General features: G+C 71.4%; 17 protein-coding genes and 1 tRNA gene. 7 read left to right on the forward strand and 11 right to left on the reverse strand.

Annotated elements, in window-relative coordinates; all coding sequences use genetic code 11:
* Window positions 1–154: 154 nt before the first annotated feature.
* The 3 genes from BKH32_RS04490 to BKH32_RS04500 form a co-directional block, all read right to left on the reverse strand.
* Window positions 155–1384: a methyltransferase domain-containing protein gene (locus BKH32_RS04490; protein ID WP_075248829.1), complete on the reverse strand. Its 1230-nt coding sequence runs from the start codon at window positions 1382–1384 to the stop codon at window positions 155–157.
* A gap of 88 nt (window positions 1385–1472) precedes the next feature.
* Window positions 1473–1548: transfer RNA gene (locus BKH32_RS04495), tRNA-Thr, on the reverse strand.
* Window positions 1549–1704: 156 nt separating this feature from the next.
* Complete coding sequence (locus BKH32_RS04500) at window positions 1705–2610, reverse strand: DsbA family protein (protein WP_075248830.1); 906 nt, start codon at window positions 2608–2610, stop codon at window positions 1705–1707.
* Between the two features lie 288 nt (window positions 2611–2898).
* Between BKH32_RS04500 and BKH32_RS04510 the strand changes: the two genes are divergently transcribed.
* Window positions 2899–3489, forward strand: coding sequence for a hypothetical protein (locus BKH32_RS04510; RefSeq protein WP_252862738.1), 591 nt, complete (start codon window positions 2899–2901; stop codon window positions 3487–3489).
* A 96-nt stretch (window positions 3490–3585) separates the two neighbouring features.
* Here the strand turns inward: BKH32_RS04510 and BKH32_RS04515 are convergent, their stop codons facing one another.
* Complete coding sequence (locus BKH32_RS04515; RefSeq protein ID WP_075248833.1) at window positions 3586–5628, reverse strand: serine/threonine protein kinase; 2043 nt, start codon at window positions 5626–5628, stop codon at window positions 3586–3588.
* 353 nt (window positions 5629–5981) lie between these two features.
* Between BKH32_RS04515 and BKH32_RS04520 the strand changes: the two genes are divergently transcribed.
* The 3 genes from BKH32_RS04520 to BKH32_RS04530 all read left to right on the forward strand — a co-directional run bounded on the left by BKH32_RS04520 (window position 5982) and on the right by BKH32_RS04530 (window position 9204).
* The gene (locus BKH32_RS04520) at window positions 5982–7109 is read left to right on the forward strand and encodes an ABC transporter ATP-binding protein (RefSeq protein ID WP_075248834.1); all 1128 of its coding nucleotides are present in this window, start codon (window positions 5982–5984) and stop codon (window positions 7107–7109) included.
* Window positions 7110–7305: 196 nt separating this feature from the next.
* A complete protein-coding gene (locus BKH32_RS04525; protein ID WP_075248835.1) occupies window positions 7306–8682 on the forward strand; it encodes a DUF4032 domain-containing protein in 1377 nt (458 codons plus the stop codon).
* Window positions 8683–8790: 108 nt separating this feature from the next.
* Window positions 8791–9204 (forward strand): hypothetical protein, encoded by a 414-nt coding sequence (locus tag BKH32_RS04530; protein WP_075248836.1) that lies wholly within the window; start codon window positions 8791–8793, stop codon window positions 9202–9204.
* Between the two features lie 204 nt (window positions 9205–9408).
* Here BKH32_RS04530 and BKH32_RS04535 read toward each other — a convergent pair whose 3' ends face one another.
* From BKH32_RS04535 to BKH32_RS04555, 5 genes are all read right to left on the reverse strand, one after another.
* Window positions 9409–10650, reverse strand: coding sequence for a hypothetical protein (locus BKH32_RS04535; RefSeq protein WP_075248837.1), 1242 nt, complete (start codon window positions 10648–10650; stop codon window positions 9409–9411).
* 173 nt (window positions 10651–10823) lie between these two features.
* Window positions 10824–11822, reverse strand: a complete 999-nt coding sequence (rlmB, locus tag BKH32_RS04540; RefSeq protein WP_075248838.1) for a 23S rRNA (guanosine(2251)-2'-O)-methyltransferase RlmB — start codon at window positions 11820–11822, stop codon at window positions 10824–10826.
* A 63-nt stretch (window positions 11823–11885) separates the two neighbouring features.
* A complete protein-coding gene (gene cysS, locus BKH32_RS04545) occupies window positions 11886–13478 on the reverse strand; it encodes a cysteine--tRNA ligase (RefSeq protein ID WP_075248880.1) in 1593 nt (530 codons plus the stop codon).
* Window positions 13479–13617: 139 nt separating this feature from the next.
* Entirely contained in the window at window positions 13618–14301 is a 684-nt protein-coding gene (gene ispF / locus BKH32_RS04550; RefSeq protein WP_430383785.1) for a 2-C-methyl-D-erythritol 2,4-cyclodiphosphate synthase, read from the reverse strand.
* 83 nt (window positions 14302–14384) lie between these two features.
* Complete coding sequence (locus BKH32_RS04555; protein ID WP_075248839.1) at window positions 14385–15062, reverse strand: uracil-DNA glycosylase; 678 nt, start codon at window positions 15060–15062, stop codon at window positions 14385–14387.
* A 119-nt stretch (window positions 15063–15181) separates the two neighbouring features.
* Here BKH32_RS04555 and BKH32_RS04560 point away from each other — a divergent pair, with 119 nt between their 5' ends.
* The 3 genes from BKH32_RS04560 to groL all read left to right on the forward strand — a co-directional run bounded on the left by BKH32_RS04560 (window position 15182) and on the right by groL (window position 19265).
* On the forward strand, window positions 15182–15820 hold the full coding sequence (locus BKH32_RS04560) for a LytR C-terminal domain-containing protein (RefSeq protein WP_081376692.1): 639 nt from the start codon (window positions 15182–15184) through the stop codon (window positions 15818–15820).
* Window positions 15821–15826: 6 nt separating this feature from the next.
* Window positions 15827–17329 carry a glycoside hydrolase family 15 gene (locus tag BKH32_RS04565; protein ID WP_075248841.1) on the forward strand — a complete coding sequence of 501 codons (1503 nt, stop codon included), beginning with the start codon at window positions 15827–15829 and terminating at the stop codon, window positions 17327–17329.
* A gap of 313 nt (window positions 17330–17642) precedes the next feature.
* A complete protein-coding gene (gene groL / locus BKH32_RS04570; RefSeq protein WP_075248842.1) occupies window positions 17643–19265 on the forward strand; it encodes a chaperonin GroEL in 1623 nt (540 codons plus the stop codon).
* Between the two features lie 252 nt (window positions 19266–19517).
* On the opposite strand, the gene BKH32_RS04575 is transcribed toward groL, so the two are convergent.
* Both BKH32_RS04575 and BKH32_RS04580 read right to left on the reverse strand, forming a co-directional pair.
* Window positions 19518–19853 carry a WXG100 family type VII secretion target gene (locus BKH32_RS04575; protein WP_075248843.1) on the reverse strand — a complete coding sequence of 112 codons (336 nt, stop codon included), beginning with the start codon at window positions 19851–19853 and terminating at the stop codon, window positions 19518–19520.
* Between the two features lie 206 nt (window positions 19854–20059).
* Complete coding sequence (locus tag BKH32_RS04580; RefSeq protein ID WP_075248844.1) at window positions 20060–21421, reverse strand: HD domain-containing protein; 1362 nt, start codon at window positions 21419–21421, stop codon at window positions 20060–20062.
* Window positions 21422–21683 lie beyond the last annotated feature (262 nt).

Raw genomic sequence — 21683 nt, forward strand, 5'->3', positions numbered from 1 at the left:
GGGCGACGGCGTCGTGCTGGCTGTCCGGATCGTAGGGTAGGTCGCGAGGTCGTAGCCTTAACCCACGACCTCGAGACATAAGGCACGACCGCGGCGGGTCGGGATTCTCGTGACAGCACGGGAGATCCCCCCAGCCCCTGATTCGCGCCACGGCCTAGTCACGTACCAGCTCCACGAGCACCTCGGCGTGCTCGGTGTGCGGGAACATGTCGAACAGGCGGGAGCGCGCCACCCGCATCGAGGGCAGGTGCGCCAGGTCCGCCGCCAGCGTGCGCGGGTTGCAGGAGGAGTAGAGCACCCGCCCCACGCCGGAGGCCTCGATCCTGCCGGCCAGCTGCTCCCCGATCCCGCGCCGGGGAGGGTTGACCACGAGCAGATCCGGGCGATGCGCCCCGCCGGCGCGATCCCCGGGGGAGGCCGGGTCCAGGACGCGGGCATCCCCGGCCTCGAAGCGCACCAGGGCGGGGTCCAGTCCCATGAGGTCGGCGGCCGCGCGCGCCCCGTCAATGGCCGACGCCGAGACCTCCACCCCCAGTACCCGGCGGCCGGGAGCCGCCAGGGCCAGGGCGAAGCCGCCGACGCCGCAGAACAGGTCCCACACCCGGGTCGGCTCGGCCTCCTGCGCCCAGGCGCGGGCGGTGGCGTAGAGGGCCTCGGCCACGGCCGTGTTGGTCTGGAAGAAGGAACGGGTGGGCAGGTAGAGGGGCAGCTCGACGTGGTCGGCGCGCAGGCCGGCCCGGCCGCCGCGCTCCGGTGACGGCAGGCTCAGGCGCATGAGGAGACGGTCCTCCTCGGTCAGGACGATCTCCTCGGGCCCCTCGATGACGGCCTGGTGGACGCTCTGGATGTTGACGGCGGCCACCGCCAGCTGGGGCAGGCGCCGGCGCAGGTCCGGCACGGCGGCGCGCAGCCGCTCCAGGTGGTGGCGGGAGCGCAGGACGAAGCGCACCATGAGGTCCTCGTCGGGCGAGGCGGTCACCAGGACGTACTTGAGCTCGCCGCGGCGCGCGGGCACGTCGTAGGGGCGCAGGCCCAGCTCGGTGATGAGATCGGCCAGCACCGGCAGGGCCGCCTCGATGGCCGGCACGTGCAGCGGACAGGTGCGCAGGTCGACGCCGCCCCCGGCGCCGTCGAGGATCCCCAGGGCGGGGTGGGCGGCGGTCCCGGCCACCGCCATCTTCGCCTTGTTGCGGAAACCGGTGGGGGCGCTCGCCGCCGGTGCCTGCCACAGCCCGGCCGGGACGTGCTCGGCCAGGAGGGCGGCGACACGGGACTGCTTGGCGGCCAGCTGGTCGGGCATCGGCAGAGACAGGTGGGGGCAGGAGCGGCAGGTGCCGGCGTCGTGGAGGGCGCAGGACGCCGCGTGTGCTGCGGTCACCGACATGTCCCCTCCCGGTGGTGCGCTCGTGGCCGGGCCGTGGGGTGGGTCTGAGGCAGGAACGGCCGGGCCCCGCACGGCTGCGGGCGATGAGTGGAGCCGCTTGTCGGACTCGAACCGACGACCTGCTGTTTACAAGACAGCTGCTCTACCAACTGAGCTAAAGCGGCGCGCGGCCGGCCAGGCGGCCGCAGGTGCGGGGGACAGTCTGACACAGACCGCCCCGGGCCGGGAAACCGGGGAGACGGTACCGTGCCCGTGGCCGTCCGGGCCCGTGGGCGCGCCGGGTGGGACCCGGAGCCGGGCTCGACGGCGGATCAGTCCTGCTACGGGGTGGACTGCGCCGTCGGGGTGGCGGAGGCCGTCGGGGTGGCGGCGGCGACGAGCTCGGTCAGGGAGGTCGGAGTCCCGAGCTTGGTCAGGTCGACCTTCTCACCCTTGAAGAAGACGGTGGGGGTGCTCTGCAGGTCCCTGGCGGAGAAGGCCTCGTTACTGAGGTTGACCCACTTGCCGTACTTGTCGGAGTCGATGGCCGCCTTGAACTTGGCGGAGACCTCCTTGGGGACGTTCACCTTGGTGGCTGCGGCCACCAGACCCTCCACCGTCATGTTCTTCTGGCTCTTGGTCTGAATCACCTGGGAGAGGATCTCGAAGACGGCGCCGTGGAAGCTCAGGGACTGGGCCGGGGCCTCGTCGAGCACCACGCCCATCGCGTTCATGACCACGCTGGTCCACTCCTGCTCGAGGATCTTGGCGGGGTGGAGGGCCAGGGTGATCTTCTTCCCGCTCAGGAGCTGGTTGATCTCCTGGGTGTGGATGCCCTCGAACTGGGCGCAGTGGGAGCAGGAGTAGTCGAAGTAGATGTCCAGGATGGGGGCTGCGGCGGCGACGGTGTCGAGAGTGGGGCCTTCGCCGTAGGTCCAGGAGGCGTCGGAGAGGACCTGCTTGGGGACGCCTTCCTGGTTCGCCTTCGTGGTGGCCAGGCCCTCGTTCGGCGCGGGGAACTTCGTCGACGTCTTCTTGTCCTTGGGCTTCTTCTTGGCGTCGACGCCGAGGTAGAACAGGTAGCCGAGCCCACCGACCACGCTCGCGCCCGCAGCCCCGACGAAGCTGCGGCGGGCGATCTTGTTTCGGCGCTCGCGGCGGGCTGAGGCCTCGCGCAGCTCCTTGGCCTTGAGACGCCTGGCCTCGCGGCGCTCGGCCTTGGTCTGGCGGGGCTGGTTAGTGGACACGCGGTGCTCCTTGTGATGCGGTGACGAGCGGACGACCAGGAAGACGAATGGTCAACGAGCGATGGCTGTCGTGACGTCATTCTGCCCGACGATCTTGGAGGAAACCACGCCTGGTGTCTGCCGGTGGCGGATTGTGACGCATCGGTCGTCGCTGTCCCGGTGCTCGGGCCCGGGGTCGGGCAGAATCGGGGGGATCAGACCGCGTGGTCCGGAATCAGGGGCAAGCCCCGAGGCCACTGATGGAGTACTGCATGAGGAGGCGGACTGGATGCGTGAGCGAGGAGCGGAGTGAGCGAGACGCGGGAGCCCGAGGCCGTAGCGTCCTCGGATGGTTACTACACGATGCAGGAGTCGGCGCCGGAGCTCGACCCCGCAAGACGATCCGTGCCGGAATACGGGGCCCTCCCCGCGCCTGGGACTCCGGGTGCGCCGGCTCCCGGGATGGTGCCTGCGCCGATGATGGCTCCGGCGCCCGTGAAGGCGCCTGCTCCGTCGGGTGCTGAGGCGTGGAGCGCGGGACTGTTCGGGCTGCTGGCACCTCTGCCGATTCTCGATGTGCTGCTCGCCATGGTGGCGATGATGGTGGTCGGCCTGTGGAACAAGAAGGACCTGCGTGAACCGGCCCGGACGAATCGCCGCCTGGCGGCGAGCTGGGGACTGACGCTGCTGCTGGTGGAGGTGGCTCTGATAGTGATCCAGATTGCCGTGGCCCCCATCGCGAACGACTACGACGAATCGCCGTCTTTCATGCCGTGGGGCACCCCGATCATCATGGCTCTGGCCATGGTCGGAGTCCATGTGCTGGTGTGCGCCGTCCAGATGATCCGGGCCTACCGCGGCAAGACCCTCCGCTTCGGAGGCTTCCCCTTCTTCCGCTGACCGGGTCCGGGTCGGAGTCGGCACCGAGCCGGCACCACCAGGCCCCGGAGGCGGACGCCGCCAGAAGACCACGGCGTCAGCCGCCGAGGCGGCACGTCAGTTCCCGAAAGGACTCAGATCCGGATACGGCATCACCCCGGCGAAGGCCAGGATGAAGAACACGGCGCCAATACCCAGCATCCCTAACACCAGGTTCCTTCTGCCGTTGTCGCCAGGGATGAACGAGTTGAGAATATGAGCGCCACCACGTCGAGTCGCCGCCCCCCACGGCGCCAGCCACAGGACGAGAAAGTACAGGGCGCCCCCCACGAAACAGAGGATGTAGTAACGGACGGGGAGCGGCAATGATCCCAGAATCGCGGAGTCATCGGACGTGATACCCGCCGAGTGAGTGAGCGCGAGGAAGACGAGCGCGGTCCCCGCGGCCAGGAGAAAGGCGAAACCAACAGATATCAGCGAGCGCAACAGGTACCACGGGCTCATCGCCCACATGCGGGAGTTGTCCGACGGCGAGGTGCCGCCGCGCTGGAGCCGGTTCCAACGCCGAGCGTCCTGGGCCCGCCCCACAGCGCCGGTGACTACTGTCAGAATCGCCCCGATAATCCCCATCCAGATCGGTCTGACGCTCCCGATCGAGGACAGCATGAACCCCACGGCCAGCATCGCCAGCGGATGACGCACCGGCTCCTGGGCCCACCCGGGCAGCTCCCCGGGGCGTCTGGGAGCGTCGAACCGGCGGACCTGCGTAGCAGCGGTGCCCGTTGCCATCGGCCCCGTCATCGCACCCACCGGCGGCGCAGCCGTCGGACCGGTGACGGACTGGGAGTAGCCGGGCTGGAACGCCGTCGGAAGCTGACCCGAGTAGGGGAACATCGGCACCTGCCCGGACGGCGCCGGCCGCGGGTGCACGCCCGAGGCGGCCGCAGGCGCAGGAGCACCCACGCCGTACTGCATCGACTGCGCCCCACTCGAGGGCATCACCAAACCGCCCTGGTACAACGGGCGCGGCGGGATGGCCGGCGGCTGCGCGGAAGCACCGGAGGCGGCCGATGGCGCCGAGTAACCGAACTCCGCGCCGGAGGCCGCCGAGACGGGACTGCCGTAAGCGGCCGGGGAGGCCGAGGCCGCACTGCGAGCATCGCGAGGCGACCCCGGGGTCGAGCCGTAGCCGGGAACGAAGGTGCTGGTGTTCCGCTCCAGCTCACTGAACTCCGGCTCCTCGTCCTCGGGCCCCAGGAGCCGGTCGACCGCCTCCTGCCCGGTCCCACCCTCGGCGATCTCATCGAGCACCTCCAGCAGGCCGTCCGGATTCAGACGGTTCTCCGCCTCAGGGGCGAGCGCCGCCGTGAACGCCCGCGCCAGCGCCGGGTTCTCCTCCTCCAGGTTGCCCAGCTCCGGGGTGCCCGCGTAGACGCGCCGGAAGACCACCTGCCAGGCGCCCGAACCGAAGGGCGCCAGCCCAGTGACGGTGAACAGGAGCACGCCCGCGCAGGCGTACCAGTCGACGTCGGCGTTCGGCTCCCCGCCGTCGAGCATCTCCGGGGGGATGAACCCCGGGGTGCCCGTGACCTGGCCGGTCTGCGTGAGCCGGACGTCGTCGGCCACCTGGGCGATGCCGAAGTCGATGAGAACCGGCCCCTGCGCGCTGAGCATGACGTTGGAGGGCTTGAGGTCGCGGTGGATGACGCCGGCATCGTGCACCGCGCGCAGCGAGTCGACCAGCCCGTGGGCCAGGTCGGCCAGGTCACGGGCGTCAGTGGTCAGGTCGTAGACGCCCTCATGCTCCACCTCGTGCTGCAGGGTGGGGCCCTCGATGAGCTCGGTGATGACGAAGGTGATGCCCTGGGAGCCGTCCCCGGTCTCGATGTCCAGGATGCGCGCCACGCGCGTGTCCCTCACCCGGGCCAGGACGCTGGCCTCCCGGTCCAGGCGACGCCGGGCGGTGGGGTCCGCGGCGATCTGCGGGTGGAGGATCTTCATGGCCACGTGGCGCCCACCCTCATCGGTGGCCTCCCACACCACGCCCATGCCCCCGGCGCCCAGGCGACGCAGAAGCCGGTATCCCCCCACTGAGGTGCCGGCGCGCAGCTTGCTCAGGGTGACCGGCTCGCCCGGGTGCGCGTCGAAGTTCTGCGTCATGGCCCCCACAGTACCGGGCCGGATTCGCTCGTGGGCGCCCCGAAGCTGTGGGGCTCTTCGCCCGACTGTGGGCCATGTCGCGGGAGTAAAGCCAGTGATGGAGCCGCATTGCCGGTATCGGGCCGGATGGTTTCCGACGGCGGGGATGGGGAGGTCTCCACCTGCCGCCATCGCCGTCGAAGACCACCCTGACCGTTTGCTGCGAATCTCTGGTCAAAGCGGGGAACCTGTGTCAGGATGAGCCCGTCCGCGGTCGAACGGCTGACCGCGGCACGTGTCAATGCGGACACGCATCGGCACCTTTCACGACGGATCGTCCGGCACGTACCTGCCGGTGAAGGGAAGCACCACCCATGGCAACTGTGACTTTCGAGAACGCCACACGCATTTACCCGGGCAATGACCGCCCCAGTGTTGACGCTCTCAACCTCGAGATCGCCGATGGCGAGTTCCTCGTACTCGTCGGCCCCTCCGGCTGCGGTAAGTCCACCTCCCTGCGCATGCTCGCGGGCCTGGAGGACGTCAACGCCGGTCGTATCCTCATCGGTGACCGCGACGTCACCGATGTTCAGCCCAAGGACCGTGACATCGCCATGGTCTTCCAGAACTACGCGCTCTACCCGCACATGACCGTGCACGACAACATGGGCTTCGCCCTCAAGATCGCCGGCACCCCCAAGGCCGAGATCGACAAGCGAGTGCGCGAGGCCGCCAAGATCCTCGGCCTGACCGAGTACCTGGACCGCAAGCCCAAGGCCCTCTCCGGTGGTCAGCGTCAGCGTGTGGCCATGGGCCGCGCCATCGTGCGCAAGCCCAAGGTCTTCCTCATGGACGAGCCGCTGTCCAACCTGGACGCCAAGCTCCGTGTGCAGACCCGCACCCAGATCGCCTCGCTCCAGCGCTCGCTGGGCGTCACCACGGTCTACGTCACTCACGACCAGACCGAGGCCCTCACCATGGGTGACCGCATCGCGGTCCTCAAGGACGGCGTGCTCCAGCAGGTCGGCACCCCGCGTGAGATGTACGACCACCCCGCCAACGAGTTCGTCGCCGGCTTCATCGGCTCGCCGGCCATGAACCTGGGGCAGTTCACGGTCAAGGGTGACGTCGCCACCGTCGGCGCCGCCAAGATCCAGCTGTCCAAGGCGACCCTGGACGCCATCACCCCCGAGGACGGCGGCAAGGTGACCATCGGGTTCCGCCCCGAGTCGCTCGACGTCGTCTCCGCCCAGGACGAGCACTCCATCCCGGTGCGCCTGTCCTTCGTGGAGGAGTTGGGCTCCGACGCCTACATCTACGGTGAGCTCGTCGGCGCCGAGGACTCCGAGGCCAAGCTCGGCTCCGGTGAGGACTCCAGCCAGATCATCGTGCGCGTGCCCCCGCGTACCGCCCCCGAGCCGGGCGAGACCGTCTACGTGCGGATCCGCCCCGGTCAGGAGCACATCTTCTCCGCCTCCACCGGCAAGCGCCTGCCTGCCTGAGGATGCTGAGCACGACGGCGCCGTTCCCCTTCCCGGAGACGGCGCCGTCGTCGCGCTCACCGAGGGGCCGGGCCGGTGGCGGAGGCCGCCCGGTGGTGATGAGGGGGAGCCGCTCCGCCGCCGGCACTGGACGAAGTGTGGTCGGCGGCTCATGTCTCGAAAAGCAAATTGGGTTCCGGCCTGAAAGAATGATCCCATGTCCCAGTCCATGAAGATCACGGCGGCGACCATTGACCCGGCGCTGCTCGACCTCCCTTGGGAGACGGCGCTGGAGGAGTGGCCCACCGAGGTCCTTGCCGCGCTGCCCCGTGGTCTGTCCCGCCACATCGTGCGCTTCGTCAACCTCTCCGAGCGCGTCATCGCGGTCAAGGAGATCGGCGAGTCCGTGGCCCACCGCGAGTACGAGCTCCTGCGCAACCTGCTGCGCCTGGGGGCGCCCTGCGTGCATCCGACGGCGGTCATCACCGGCCGCAGCAGCGTCACCGGTGAGGAGCTCAACTCGGTGCTCATCACCGAGCACCTGTCCTACTCCCTTCCCTACCGGGCGCTGTTCAGCCAGTACATGCGGCCCGAGACCGCCACCCGACTCATCGACGCGCTCGCCGTGCTGCTGGTGCGCCTGCACCTGCTGGGCTTCTACTGGGGGGACGTGTCCCTGTCCAACACGCTCTTCCGCCGCGACGCCGGGGCCTTCGCCGCCTACCTGGTGGACGCCGAGACCGGGGAGCTGTACCCCGAGGGGCTCACGGACGGCAAGCGCCTCTACGACATCGACGTGGCCCGCACCAACATCATCGGCGAGCTCATGGACCTCCAGGCCGGCGCCCTGCTGGAGCCGAGTGTGGACACCATTGAGGTGGGGGACCGGATCGTCAGCCGCTACACCGAGCTGTGGGACGTGCTCACCGCCAAGGAGTCCTTCTCCATGGATGAGCGCTGGCGCCTGCGCCGCCGGGTCGAGAAGCTCAACGAGATGGGCTACGACGTCGCCGAGCTCACCATGAACACCGACTCCCAGGGCAACCACATCACCATTCAGCCCAAGGTCGTCGACGCCGGCCACTACCACCGCCAGGTGATGCGACTGACCGGCCTGGACGTTCAGGAGCGCCAGGGCCAGCGCATGCTCAACGACCTGGAGGCCTACCGGGCCATCACCGGTCGCAGCGAGGACCCCATCGAGCTCGTGGCCCACTCCTGGCTGGCGGAGGTCTTCGAACCCACCATTCACTCCGTCCCCGTCGAGATGCGCCGCAAGCTGGAGCCCGCGGAGATCTTCCACGAGATCCTCGAGCACCGCTGGTACATGTCCGAGGCCCAGAACCGCTACGTCACCACGCAGGAGGCGGTGGACGACTACGTGGCCACGGTGCTGCCCCAGCACCGTGACGAGCGGGCCTACCTGGGGAACGGGGACACCCAGGAGATGGAGGCGATCGTCGTCGACGACGACACCGCTGAGCCGGTGCCCGAGGACGACGCCGAGTTCGCCGCCCGCGACGAGCAGACGCTGGCCGACCACGCCGCCAACCCCTACGGCTTCACCGCCGGCATGAAGTTCAAGGGGGAGTAGGGCCCGCTCCGCAGACCGGGCGGTGCGTCGTCGGCGCCCAGTGGTGCCCGACCGGTTGATAGTCTGACCTCGATCAGCTGAGGCGATGAGAAGGGCCGTGACGGGGACATGGACGAGGACGCGCCCGCACTCCAGGTCCTGCCCGGGGCCACGCCGGACAACTGCGCCTTCATCGACCTGTACTACGACCCGTCCGTATCGCCCGTGCCGAACATGTCGACGCCTTTCACGATCAACGGCCTGCAGTTCCGCCTCTCGCGGGGAGAGTCCGTCAGGTTCGCCGTCCCGCCGGGGCCGGCGCAGGTCGTCCCGGTGCCGAACTTTGGTCGGTTGTTCTACGACTCGATGCCACGACTCGACTTCGTGGTGCACACCGGCCAGACGGTGACGGTGTTCTATCGGTACTCCACTTTCAGGCGCAACCCGGGATCGCTGACTTCCAGAGGCTTGAGGGACTCTCGGCCTCCGAGCAGAGAACTGTCGACGAAGCGAAGTGCATCGTCGTCGGTGCTCTTATCGTGATGGCGGTGATAGCGATCTGGCTCGCACTGTCGTCCTGGTTCTGAACCTTTGGGGTTGCCGCAGCCGGCTGCGGACGCACCTGCGACTTAGGGGCGGGGACATTCCGCGCGGCCGGGCGCATTCCGTCTCGGTGGGGGACACCACACGCGTCCGGGGACAGGAATCCTGTCCCCGGACGGCGTCGAAGGCCCGGGCGGCGGGCTCTCAGGCGCCGAGCTCCTCGGCGACCATGGCCATCTCCTCGTCGGCGCGGCGGCGCAGCTCGCGGTGTCGCGTCCAGGAGGCCAGCGAGACCTCGGTGATGGCGTCCACCAGCAGGAAGGCCCCCACGGCCGCCATCCCGCCCGGGATGCTCCCGGTCGAGCGACGACGTCGCACGGCGGCCCCCACAAGGGCCCCGCCCAGGCCCGCCTCGAGCAGCGCGGCACCCCGCACCGCCCACGGCTTGTCCGTCACCGTGCGCACGTACCCCTGCCAGAAGGCCGAGCCCGGGGTGGAGGGGTCGGCCAGCAGCATGCCCACGCTGCGGCCCACCGCGTTGGACAGTCCGCGCGGCTCGTGCACGACGACACCGGGAACCTCCACCGGCGCCAGGCGACCGGTGAGGACCTCCAGCACCCAGTCGGGCAGGCCCAGGGCCTCAAGCATCGCGGCGAAACCCTCGATGCCGGGCTTGACGATGGCGGCGGCCGCCGCCTCCAGGTCCGCGCCCGGGACTGCGTCGACGATCCCCGACGCGTCGGTCAGGTCCGCCAGGAGCTCATCCACCAGGGACTTCAGGGCCGGGCCGGGCTCCTTGACCCCGCCCCACACGTAGCGCGACGTCATGCCCCAGGAGAAGACGGCATCGTCCTCCGGGTCCCCGGTGGGGATGGCGCGGATGGACATGTCCTCGGAGTCGGAGGTCAGCACCAGTGCCGGCAGGGACTCCTCGTCCCAGCCGAAGGTGCCCAGCTCCGTGCCCTCACCGGAGTACATGACGATGCGGCGGTCCAGGCTCGGCGCCGAGGCCACCGCCAGGGGCCGCTCCAGCAGGGTGGCCTGCAGGGGCACCATGTAGGCGCTCATCGGGGAGATCACCACGGTGCGGGCGCTGGCCGAGCCGTGGTGGGAGACCGTGGGCAGCTCGACGTCGTCGGGCAGGGCGTTGAAGGTCGCCGGGCCCATAGCGACATCGGCCGTGAACTGCCGGGCCAGGGACTCCACGAGCTCACTGACGCTCGGACCGGGCACGACGCCCCCGCGCGAGGGCGGCGTCACCGCGACCCGGCCCTCGACGTCGGTCATGAGGGTGAGGCTGAGCAGGTGGGTGGTGGCCGGGAACCACTCCAGGCGCACGACCACCCCGCGCTCGGCGAAGGCGTCGGCGACCGCCTCCGGCGTCGTGCCCGGCGCGATGAGCACGCCGTCGGTGCGGTTCCAGCGCTGCGAAGCGTCCTGGGCCATGGGGACCTCCTGTGGATCGGATGCGGCCCATTGTGTCAGCAACGGGGCCGTCATGGAGAAGTGTAAACCGGGCGCTTTCCCTGCCGGGGCGGCCCGAGCAGCCGGCTCAGCCGGATCGGTCGGATCAGCAGGCTCCGCTCGGGGGCCGGCCGGACCCCGAGCGGCGGCGGGGGTCAGCTGCCGGCGCCGGCGGCGCGGCGCCGCAGGCGGTCGACCTCGTAGAGGCTGATCCCCGTGGCCACGGCCGCGTTGAGGGACTCCACGCTGCGGCTGATCGGCACCGAGGCCAGCACGTCGCAGGTCTCACGCACCAGGCGGGACAGGCCCGCGCCCTCCGCGCCGGTGACCAGCACCAGGGGCGAGTCGGCCAGGGCGAGGTCCTCGACAGCGGTGCTGCCCGAGCCGTCCAGGCCGACGACGAAGCAGCCCTCCTTCTTCAGCTGCTCCAGGGCGCGCACGAGGTTCGTCTCGCGGGCCACGCGCACCCGGGCGGCGGCGCCGGCCGAAACCTTCCACACGGTGGCGTTGACGCCCACCGAGCGGCGCTCGGGGATGATGACGCCGTCGGCCCCGAAGGCCCCGGCGCTGCGCAGGACCGCGCCGAGGTTGTGGGGGTCGGTCACCTGGTCCAGGGCCACGAGCAGCGGCGTGCGGCCCAGGGAACGGGCGCGCTCCAGCAGGTCGCGGGCGGTGGTGTACTCGTAGGCGGGAACCTCGATGGCCACGCCCTGGTGGGCGGCGGAGTCGGTCAGGGCGTCCAGGTCCAGCTTGGTGGTCTCCAGCACCGGGGCGCCCAGCAGGGCGGCGCGGCGCACCACGGCGCCCAGGCGCTCGTCGGACTGGGCGGAGACCGCCATGAAGACCCGGGTGATGGGCACCGAGGCGTAGGCGGCCTCGGCCACGGCGTTGCGTCCGCACAGGATCTCGTGGCCCGCGGGCACGTCGAAGCGGCGCTTGATCTTCTCCAGCTGCTTGGCCCGGGTGGGCTGGGCGGCCCGGGACTCGGCGCGGGCCCTCGCCCGGGCCTTGGGGTGGCCGACGCGGTTCTCCGCGCGCGGGGTGGGGCCCTTGCCCTCCAGGCCCTTGCGGCGCTGGCCGCCCGAGCCCTTCGTGGGGCCCTTCTTCGAGCCGGGGCGACGCTTGGCGCCGGGGTACTGCTCGTTGCCGGGCATCCGGCCTCCTGTTCGTGACGGTGCGAGTTGGTGCGAAAGATTCGTGGGTGGTGGGTGGGCAGCTCAGGCCAGGTGCCAGCGGGCGCCCGAGGGGGAGTCCTCGACGACGACGCCGGCCCCGGTCAGCTTGTCGCGCAGGGCGTCGGCGCGCGCCCAGTCCTTGGCGGCGCGGGCCTGGGCCCGCTCCTCCAGGTCGTGGCCGATGAGATGGTCGAGGGCCTCCATGGCGGTGCCGCCATGGGAGGAGCCGACGCCGTCGAGGACGCGGGCGCGCCAGGGCTCGGCCAGCGGGTCCAGGCCCAGGACGTCGAGCTGGGCGCGCAGGTCCAGGGCGAGGCCGACCGCCGAGGCGCGCAGGGCGTCGTCGGCCCCCTGGCCGCCGCCCGGGGCGGCCTGGGTGAGGGCCACGTTGAGGGCCTTGAGAGTGGCGTGGACGACCGCCATGGCGCCGGCCAGGTTGAGGTCCTCATCCATGGCGGAGGTGAGCTCGGCCGGCAGGGCCCGGGCGCGCACCTGCTCGACGGGGGCGTCGACGGGGTTGGCGCCCCCGTCGTCGCAGAACTCGTAGGCCCGCAGGATCGCGCCGGACAGGCGCTCCCACAGGGCGGCGGCGTCGGCCAGGGTCTCCTCGGAGAACTCCACCGTGGAGCGGTGGTGGACGGTACCCAGGGCCAGGCGCAGCACGGCGGCGTCGTAGCGCTTGAGCAGCTCGGCCACCACCAGGGAGTTGCCCAGCGACTTGCTCATCTTCTCGCCCTTGATGGTCACCCAGGCGTTGTGGACCCAGTGGCGCGCGAAGCCCCAGCCGGCGCCGTGGGACTGGGCCTGCTCGTTCTCGTGGTGCGGGAAGCGCAGGTCGATGCCGCCGCCGTGGATGTCGAAGATCTCACCCAGGTAGCGGCGCGACATGGCCGAGCACTCCAGGTGCCAGCCGGGCCGGCCCCGGCCCCAGGGGGCGTCCCAGGCGGCGTCGGCCGGCTCAGTGGGCTTGGCGGCCTTCCACAGGGCGAAGTCGCGCGGGTCGCGCTTGTCGGCCTCGACGTCGTCATCCAGCTGGGACTCGTCCTCAGTGGTGGACAGGTCCTCCAGGCGCTGGTTGGTCAGGGACCCGTAGTCGGGCAGCGAGCGCACGTCGTAGTAGACGTTGCCGGACTCGCCGACGTAGGCGTGGCCGGCGTCCAGCAGACGCTGGACCAGGTCGATCATCTCGGGGATGTGGCCGGTGGCGCGCGGCTCGTAGGTGGGGGCGGCCACGCCCAGGGCGCGGTAGGCGGCGTCGAACTCCCGCTCGAAGCGCTGGGCCCAGGCCCACCACGGCACCGGCGGCTCCGCGGCGGCCGACTTGGCGAGGATCTTGTCGTCGATGTCCGTGACGTTGCGGATGAGGCGGACCTCCTGGCCGCCGCGCTCCAGCCAGCGGCGCAGGACGTCGAAGGCGATGCCGCTGCGCATGTGGCCGATGTGGGGCGAGCCCTGAACGGTGGCACCACACAGGTAGATCGTCACCAGGCCGGGGGTGGCCGTGGGGGCCAGCGGCACGAGCGCGCGGGCGACGGAGTCGTACAGGCGCAGGGCCGGCGCACCCGCGTGGGCGGCGGAGGCGGCGGGGCCTGTGGGCTCGGCGGACTCAGGGGGCTCAGTGGGTGCGGTGCTCACGGGCACAGGCTACCTGGCCGCCCGCCACCGGTGTCCACCGGGACCAAGGCTTTTTCCCGAGGCCGCCTTCCCGAGGACTCCGACGTCGCGGTCGTGCCTTATGCCTCGCGGTCGAGGGTTAAGGGTACGACCGCGAGGACTAACCTACGACCGGGCGGACGGCGTCGGGCAGCGGGTAGACCAGAGCGGTGGCGACGGCGAGCAGGCCCTCGGTGCGGCCCAGGAAGCCCAGGTGGTCGGTGGTGGTGGCGGAGAAGGAGACCCGGGCGGAGGCGGTCTCGGACAGTGCCCGGGAGGCCTCGGCGGAGCGTGCGGCCACGCGCGGGCGCTCGCCCACGAGCTGGACGGCGATGTTGCCGATCTCGAAGCCGGCCTCGCGCACCCGGCGGGCGGCCTCACTCAGGAGCGCAGTCCCGGAGGCCCCCTTCCACTGGGGCTCGGCGGTGCCGAAGTTCGAGCCCAGGTCGCCCAGGCCGGCGGCCGAGAACAGGGCGTCGCAGCAGGCGTGGGCGACGACGTCGCCATCGGAGTGACCGGCCAGGCCCACCTCGCCGGGCCACTCCAGGCAGGCCAGGTGCATGGGGGTGCCCGAGTCGGGGGCGGCGAAGGCGTGCACGTCGGTGCCGATGCCGGTGCGTGGCAGGAACCGGGCGATCTGGTCCAGGTCGATCGTGGCCGGGCCGGCGGCGTGGCGGGCCCGGGACGGTGACGAGGGCTGCGAGTCGGGGGCGGCGGGTGCGGAGTCGCCGGGGACAGTGTCGGCGGGTGCGGCGTGAGCGGGCTGGGCGGAGTGGGACGACTGGTCCGGCTGGCGTGCGGGCATGGGGCCGTGTCTACCAGATGGGGTCCGGGCGCGTTGTGAGTGAGCAGGGCCTGATCGGCAGACGGCCGGGCCGGCCTCGACGCTCAGGGCAGACGCCAGTCCACGGGCGCGGCCCCCATCTCGGTGAGGATCGTGTTGGCGCGGCTGAAGGGGCGCGAGCCGAAGAACCCGCGCGAGGCCGACAGCGGGGACGGGTGCGGCGAGGCAATGATGGGCGTCTGCCCCAGCATCGGGGTCAGCGACTGCGCCGGCCGCCCCCACAGGATCGCCACGAGCGGGCCGCCGCGCTCCACCAGGGCCTCGATCGCCCGCTGCGTCACCTTCTCCCAGCCCCAGCCCTTGTGCGAGGCCGGCGCCCCCGGGCGAACGGTGAGCACCCGGTTGAGCAGCATGACGCCCTGTCGGCACCACGGCGTCAGGTCCCCCGACGTCGGCCGGGGCACGCCCAGGTCGCTGACCAGCTCGCGGAAGATGTTCTCCAGGCTGCGCGGGGGCTTGACGCCGGGCGCCACCGAGAAGCTCAGCCCCATGGGGTGGCCCGGGGTGGGGTAGGGGTCCTGGCCGACGATGAGGACGCGCACGTCGTCCATCGGGTAGGTGAAAGCGCGCAGCACGTCGGTCCCCGCCGGGAGGTACCCGACGCCGGAGGCCACCTCCTGGCGCAGTCGCTCCCCGATCTCATGGACTGTGGGCTCCACGGGGGCCAGGGCTCGCGCCCAGGAGGGATCGATGATCTCGGACAGGGGCTTGGCGGATGTCACGCCGCGAGCCTAACGGCCCACCTGCGGCGCCTGCAGGATCTTGCCGGCCCCGATGTCACGGCCGTGTGAGCCGGACGTGGTGAGCAATACCCGACGAACGGCGCTCGGACCGGTATCTTGTGAGGGTGAGCAACTATGACTACCCCGAGGACGAGTTCGACGTCGGCGATGATGACGGCCCGGTTCCCGTGGGCGTGCACCGTGCCCAGGTGCCCCGGTGGCGCAGCTGGGCGCCGCTGCTGGCGATCATCATCATTGTCCCGGCGCTCGCCTGGGGCGCGGTGACGCTGTTCCTCAACGGCTCGGGAGGCTCCAAGTCGTCGGACGCGGTCTCCTCCTCTTCCTCTCAGCCCGCCCAGAGCGGACAGGCCGGTGACAACAAGAACACGGACAAGAACGCGGAGAACAACGCCGGCGCCGCCTCGGCCAAGCCCAGCGCCTCGGCCAGCCCCTCCGGCAACGTGGACTTCACCACCAGAGTCACGGTGTCCAACGGGACGAATACTGACGGCCTGGCCAAGGGGGCCAGCGAGAAGCTCACCAACGGCGGCTTCACCGCGGTGGAGGTCATCCCCGGGATCTATGAGAGCGCTGAGCCCGCCCAGTCGACGGTCTACTTCAGCTCCCCGGAGGCCCGGCCCGCCGCCGAGGAGATCGGCAAACGGCTGGGGATCAGCAACGTGGTGGAGGGCACCGCGGACAACACCCAGGGCGCCCCGATCGCGGTCATCCTGCGTGACGACTACAAGCCGCAGTAAAGGGGCATGAGACCACTGGCGCTTCCCGGGCGTCGTCGGTTCCTGACTCTCGCCGCGGCGGTCCCGCTCACCGCCGCCGCGGCCCTCTGGGGCGGCTCACGCCTGGTGGGCCTCGGCCGCCGCCCCCCGACCCTGCTGAGCGGCGGTCTCGTCGTGGGCCGGGGAGGGGCCCTGTGCCCCCTGGCCCCGGGTGACACGGTTGCCTACGTCTCGGGGACCCGCCTGCCCGAGGCCCCTGGACCGTGGGGCCTGACGGTTCAGCAGCGGGACGTTCTGGCCCGTCAGGCGCTCGCCCGCCGCCGGGCGGCCCACCTTCCCCAAGGCCGGTGGGCGGACCTGGCCGACGGCGCCCTGACCGACCTGCTGGCCCTGACCGGGCCGGCGCTCATGCCCGGCCCACTCAGCCCTGCCGGCCCGTCCACCCGACCGACGACGTCGCCGGCTCCCACCCCGGCTCCCGTCCCCGCCACCGGCGCTGCTCCCGCAACCGCAGGGCCCGCCGTCCCCAAGAGCAGCGATGCCCACGACCCCCTCCCACAGGGGACGGACATCTTCCCGCCGGGCGCGGTCGTGGCGGCGCCCGTGAGCATCTGGCGCTACGTCTGGCCCCGGGACGCCGCCTTCGCCGCGGCCGCCCTCAGTGCGGTGAACCTGACCGATGAGGCGCTGGGCGTCCTGGGCAACCTGGCCTCCTGGCAGCGGGCCGACGGCGGCTTCGAGGCCCGCTACACCAGCAGCGGCCGGGTGCCGGACCACCGTCCCGCCCAGGCCGACGGCGCCGGATGGTTCCTGTGGGCCGCGGGCCGGCTCCTGGCCGACGGCGTGCCCGCCGTGGGGCTGCGTGATCGCCTGGGCGCGCCTTTGGCGCGCGCCGCCTCCCGGCTCCTGAGGATCACGGGCACGCCCTCTCACCTGCCCGCGGCCTCACCCGACTACTGGGAGGTCGCCGAGACGGTCCTCACCCTGGGTACGGCCGCCCCGGTGCTCCTGGGGCTCGAGGCGGCGACGGCGCTGACCCGGGCCGGAGTCGGCCTCGGTGCCCCCGCTCAGGCCCTGGCCGACCGGGTGGTGGCGGTGCGCAGCGCCATGGAGCGCAACTTCGCCCCCGCCTGGGGCCGGCACCTTCGGTGCGACGACGTCGACGCCGCCATCGCCCTGGTCCTGCCGCCCTTCACCCGGCCGCTGGCCGGGGCTCGCGAGGTGCGACGGACAGCGGCCGCGCGCATGCGCCGCCCCGCCGGGGGCCTCGCCCCAGGCTCCAGCTGGCGCGACGACGGCGTGTCCTGGACGCCGCAGACCGCCCTCATGGCCTGGTCGGCCCTGGCCCTGGGGATGGAGGAGGAAGGAACCCGGCTGCTGGCGTGGCTCGAGGCTCACCGCACCGCTGCCGGCGCCCTGCCGGAGAAGGTCCTGGCCGACGGCGCCCCGGCGGGCCCCGTGCCCCTGGCCTGGACCTGCGCGCTCATCCTGCTGGCCACCGCCTCACGGCCCGCAGACCGGCCCTCCTGACCCGGCGAGCCGCCCCGGGGCGGCCGCCCGCGGGACCGTCTGCGGGGCCACCCGCGGCCCCGGAGCGATTCCCTGCTTCGCCGTCGGAGGATTCAGCGCAGATGAGAACTGAGCTCCTTGCACTCAAGGGCCGAGAGTGCCAGCATTGCGGTTAGCACTCGGGCACCTCGAGTGACAAAGCATCCTTGAATGCACCAAGTTCATCCAGGCTGGAACGTGAGGGCCGGCGTCGGGCGTGACGTGAACGCCCGGGACCGATCCGTCCGTCGCGGGCACGAACCGGCCGCCCCTACCACGCAGTGGAGGAAACTCAATGTCCAAGATCATCGCCTTCGACGAGGAGGCCCGCCGCGGCATGGAGCGCGGCCTCAACACCCTCGCCGACACCGTCAAGGTCACCCTGGGCCCCAAAGGCCGTAACGTCGTGCTCGACAAGAAGTGGGGCGCTCCCACGATCACCAACGACGGCGTGACCATCGCCAAGGAGATCGAGCTCGAGGAGCCCTACGAGAAGATCGGCGCCGAGCTCGTCAAGGAGGTCGCCAAGAAGACCGACGACGTCGCGGGCGACGGCACCACCACCGCCACCGTCCTGGCCCAGGCCCTGGTGCGCGAGGGCCTGCGCAACGTCGCCGCCGGCGCCAACCCGATCGCCGTTCGCCGCGGTATCGAGAAGGCCGTCGCGGCCGTTGTCGAGCGCCTGCTGGCCGACGCCAAGGAGGTCGAGACCCAGGAGGAGATCGCGGCCACCGCCTCCATCTCCGCCGCCGACGAGCAGATCGGTGCCTTCATCGCCGAGGCCCTGGAGAAGGTCGGCCACGAGGGCGTCGTCACCGTCGAGGAGTCCAACACCTTCGGCCTCGAGCTCGAGGTCACCGAGGGCATGCGCTTCGACAAGGGCTTCATCTCCCCCTACTTCGTCACCGACCCCGACCGCCAGGAGGCCGTCCTGGAGGACTCCTACGTCCTGCTGGTCGAGTCCAAGATCTCCAACGTCAAGGACCTGCTGCCGCTGCTGGAGAAGGTCATGCAGACCGGCAAGCCGCTGACCATCATCGCCGAGGACGTCGAGGCCGAGGCCCTGGCCACCCTCGTCGTCAACCGCATCCGCGGCACCTTCAAGTCCGTGGCCGTCAAGGCCCCCGGCTTCGGTGACCGCCGCAAGGCGATGCTGCAGGACATGGCCATCCTCACCGGCGGTACGGTCATCTCCGAGACCGTCGGCCTCAAGCTTGAGAACGCCACCCTGGAGGACCTGGGTCAGGCCCGCAAGGTCGTCGTCACCAAGGACGAGACCACCCTGGTCGAGGGCGCCGGCGACAAGGAGGCCATTGAGGCCCGCACCGCCCAGATCCGTCTGGAGATCGAGAACTCCGACTCCGACTACGACCGCGAGAAGCTCTCCGAGCGTCTGGCCAAGCTGGCCGGCGGCGTGGCCGTCCTCAAGTCCGGTGCCGCCACCGAGGTGGAGCTCAAGGAGCGCAAGCACCGCATCGAGGACGCCGTGCGCAACGCCAAGGCCGCCGTCGAGGAGGGCATCGTCGCCGGTGGTGGCGTCGCCCTGCTCCAGGCCGCCGAGGTCCTCGACACCCTCAAGCTCGAGGGCGACGAGGCCACCGGTGCCGCGATCGTCAAGGTCGCCGTGGAGGCCCCGCTCAAGCAGATCGCTGCCAACGCCGGCCTCGAGGGCGGTGTGATCGTGGACCGCGTGCGCAACCTGCCCACCGGTGAGGGTCTCAACGCCGCCACCGGCGAGTATGTCAACCTGCTGGCCGCCGGCATCGCCGACCCGGTCAAGGTGACCCGCTCCGCCCTGCAGAACGCCGGTTCCATCGCCGGTCTGTTCCTGACCACCGAGGCCGTCGTGGCCGACAAGCCCGAGCCCCCGGCCGCCCCGGCCGACGGTGGCGCCGGCGACATGGGTGGCATGTACTGATCGACGCGACTGCTTACGAGCCAGTCATCACCCGGTGGCCCGGCCGCGACGTCGGCCGGCCCCGGGAACCGCGGCGGGCCGTCTCTCACGCACGTGAGGGGCGGCCCGCCGCCGTGTCCGTACTCGTCGGCGCTTGCCTGTGCCTGGCTGTGCTTGTCCGTACCGGGCGGGCCGGCTGGGTGCGTGCCGGCAGGCCGTGCGGCGCGGTCGCTGAGAGGCGGCGCAGTCCTCACCGGTCCGCCGCCTCCAGCCCTACCAGGCGCCCAAGGGCGCCGAGCCCGTGGCCTGAGCCGGCGCCGAGCCGGCGAAACGGCCCTGGTTGGAGGTCTCGGCGTCGTCGTAGCAGACGGCGGCATTGTCCAGGGCCAGGCTGATCTGATCGAGATTGGACTGCACCTGGAGCTGAGTGAGGTGCCAGTCGGCCGCGCAGGCGGCCATGGAGTCCGACGCCGTCCCGGTCCAGCAGGACTGGAGCAGGCCGATGTCTCCCCGCATGCCATCGACCTCGGTCTGGATCGTCGCGATGCGGGTACGGGTCCGGGCGGCGGTGTCGGCCACCGCGGCGGTATCGACGGAATAGGTGGGCATGAGGGCGTCCTTTCATGAGAGGCGGCCCGAGGGCCGTGCGCGGTGTGCAGGTGGTGCACCGAGGTGCGCGCTGTGCCTCTCACGGTAGGGGCCTGCCCGGGCGGCGTACCGGGTGAGCCGCCGGCCCTGTGGAGGGGACCTGCAGATCGCGGCCTGTGGCCCCGCGCAAGGCGGGCCGTCCTTAACGGGAGGACCCGCCCGGCGCCTCAGAGGTCCCCGGCGCCGTCGTCGATGATCTCCTCGGTAATGGGGGCGATCTCGCCGGTACGGGCCTCGCGCAGCTCCTTGGCCTCCTGGGTCTTGGCCCGCAGCCTCTCGGTGAGCTTGTCCCGCTCGGCCTGCACCCGGGCGCGGCGGTCCTCGGCGTCGTCGGAGCGGTTGCGCGAGGTCATGAGCAGGTCCAGGTCCGCGATGCACGACTCCATGGAGGCGGTGTGCGTCATCGCCTCCTCGCTGTCCTTGTCCTCGCGCCCCTCGCCCCGCTCCGCGGGCGCCTCGACGAGGCGGCGCGACGAGGCCACGGCCGGGACCCCGCGGGCGGGGGTGCGCGGCGAGGAGGCGCTCGACGGGGAGACGGCCGCCGTCGCACTTGTCTCCGACACAGTGGACCTCAGGGCCCTGAGCGCGGTGGGGTCCAGACGCAGGGTATCGCCGTCCTGGGCGGGGCCGGACAGCGGGTCCTCGGCGGGCAGCGCCTGGAGGCCCAGCGGAGGGGTTCGGGGATCGCGTTCGGCGGCCTCGCCCGGCCGCCCGCCAGTCCCGGGAGCGGGGTCTGCGGCGGCGGGACTGGCCAACGTAGCCACTGGGGTGGTGCGCACCGGTTCCTGCGCGGCCCCGGCCGCGGGGGCCGCCGGATCGGCCGGCGTCCCCCGCCCCTCGGCGAGCTTGGCGAGCTTCTCGTGGAGACGCCGCTGCTCGGCCGCCAGGTTCTCCCGAGCCGGGTGTTCCCAGCGCTGGCCCAGCGGGGAGTGGAAGAGGTGGTCACGGTTCAGGAGCCGCGAGACGATCGTCAGGCGGCCGCGCAGGTACTCCTCCACGGGGATGTGGGAGTACTCCTCACGCAGCAGCCGCACGTACTCGGCGTAGGTCTGGGGGTCCACGGCCAGGGTCCCCAGGTCGGCGTCGATGAGGGCCTGGGCGTCGATGTCGTCATCGGCGAGCATGTGCCGCTTGAGGTTGACGATGAGGCAGCACACCCGCTTGACCGTCTCCATCGGGACGCCCAGGTGACGCAGGTCCGCCTCGGCGAAGGCCGCCGAGGCGGTCTCGTCCTCGCCGCCGTTGCCACGGGTGACCTCCTCGACCTCGGAGGAGAAGACGCAGCCGTGGTACCAGCAGGCGACCCGCATGATGTCCGGGTCGTGCGACTCCTCGGCCAGCTCATCGACTCGTGCGAGCATGTCGATGAGGTGGCGAAGGTTGTGGAAGCGACGGTCCGGCGTGGACCAGCGCCCGATGAGGAGCTCGCCGGCGGAGCCGATCGCCTCTGGGGGCTGCGTGGCGCCGATCGCTTTCACTGAGCGGGTGAAGGCGGGCAGAAGCCATTGCGGTGCTTCGATGACACCCATGGGTCAGTCTCCGTGTTGGAAATGGAACGCGTGCCATCGTAGGACTGTCCTCGCCGCGACGTCGACGTGACACAGTGTCTCGCGCGCCACTCTTGTCGTTCTCGCAGGTCGCCGGCCCTCCCCGAGGTGTTGCGCACCCGGTTGGGGGAAAGTGAGGCCGGCCACGGGGTGAGAGCGTCCGGCACGACCGCCAAGCCCCCCCGGAGCCGATCCCGCAAGCAGCCCAGTGTCCACAGCGCTGACATCAACGGTCCCGCCGTCG

The sequence above is a fragment of the Actinomyces oris genome (assembly GCF_001929375.1).
GTDB lineage: Bacteria > Actinomycetota > Actinomycetes > Actinomycetales > Actinomycetaceae > Actinomyces > Actinomyces oris_B.